Below are 1,347 nucleotides of genomic sequence, written 5' to 3'. Positions count from 1 at the left end.
TGAACCGCCCTGGTTCTGCCGGAGGCTCGATCTATTGGATTGCGACCAGGGGCTGGTCGCTCCGTTGGGCATCGTAGAACGTGGCCTCGAACTCGGTCGGAGGGACGTCGTCGAGGTAGCTGTGTAGGCGGGCGGTGTTGTGCCAGTACACCCAGCTCAGCGTGGCCAGCTCGATGTCCTCGACGGTCTTCCACGGCCCACTGCGGGCGGGTCCGTAGATCAGCTCGGCCTTGTAGTAGCCATTGACCGTTTCGGCCAGGGCGTTGTCGAAGCTGTCACCGACGGATCCGATCGAGGGCAGCGCGCCGATCTCGGCGAGGCGTTCACCGTAGCGGATGGACGTGAACTGCGATCCGGCATCGGAGTGACATGTCAGGCCGGGCAATGTGTTTCCGCGTGACCAGCGGGCCATCTCCAGTGCGTCGAGCACCATCGTGGTGCGCATGTTCGACGCCACCCGCCATCCCACGATCGTTCGGGAGAACGCATCGACGATGAAACAGACATAGGCCACTCCGGCCCAGGTCGGCACATAGGTCAGATCCGTCACCCACAATTGGTTGGGCGCTGATGCGCTGAAACGGCGGTTGACCAGATCGGGATGCCGTGGCGCGCCCAAGTCGGGCTTGGTGGTCTTGACTGCTTTGCCGCGCCGCACGCCCTCGATGCCCAGACTGCGCATCAGGCGCCCGACCTGGTCACGGCCCACATCGTGACCGGCCCGACGGGCGGCTTTCCACAGCTTGAGGACACCGTAGACGCGGTAATTGTCTTCCCAGATCTGGCGCAGCGCCGGCCCCAGCTCGGCGTCGCGGATCGCCCGCGTCGAGGGCGCTCGGGTCTTGGTGTCGTAGTAGGTACTCGGGGCCACCGACACCCCTGCGCTGCGCAGGACGGTGCAGATGGGCTCGACCCCGAACTCGTCGCGGTTAGCGTCGATGAAGGCGACTATTTCTTGTGTTGGCGGTCGAGCTCCGCCCCGAAGAAACTAGCCGCTCGTTTCAGGATTTCGTTGGCGCGCTTAAGTTCTCGGTTCTCCTGCTCGAGCTCTTTGAGCCGATGGGATTCAGCGGTCGTGACCCCGGGCGCCACGCCCTCATCGATGTCGGCCTGCCGCACCCAGGTGCGGACCGACTCCACGCCGTAGCCGAGCTGGTTGGCCACCCGCTGCACCGTGCCCTGGGTGGTGCCCAGCTCGGTGCGTAAAGCGCGGACCATTCGGACCGCGGCGGCCTTCTCCTCAGGGCTGTAACGGCGCGTCGTGGGCTTCCCGGCAGACTGTTCCTTCGGCATACCTGCATCCTCGTTTCCAAGGTCAGGAGCCTCCAACATTTCCAGGGCGATTCA

1 protein-coding gene and 1 other annotated feature are annotated in these 1,347 nt (G+C 64.7%); the gene reads right to left on the bottom strand.

The window, feature by feature from the left end; all coding sequences use genetic code 11:
- Window positions 1-31: 31 nt before the first annotated feature.
- Window positions 32-1,293, bottom strand: a protein-coding gene (locus AU072_RS24435; protein WP_120271688.1) for an IS3 family transposase whose coding sequence is annotated in 2 segments (ribosomal slippage) — window positions 32-990 and window positions 990-1,293 — 1,263 coding nt in all. Because the reading frame shifts where the segments join, the coding sequence is not laid out codon by codon here.
- Window positions 863-994, bottom strand: a sequence feature (AL1L pseudoknot). (Overlaps the previous gene by 132 nt.)
- Window positions 1,294-1,347 lie beyond the last annotated feature (54 nt).

The organism is Mycolicibacterium novocastrense (assembly GCF_001499835.1).
Taxonomy (GTDB): domain Bacteria; phylum Actinomycetota; class Actinomycetes; order Mycobacteriales; family Mycobacteriaceae; genus Mycobacterium; species Mycobacterium novocastrense.
Note: the sequence above shows the minus strand (reverse complement) of the source record. Positions and strands in the feature narration are given on the sequence as shown.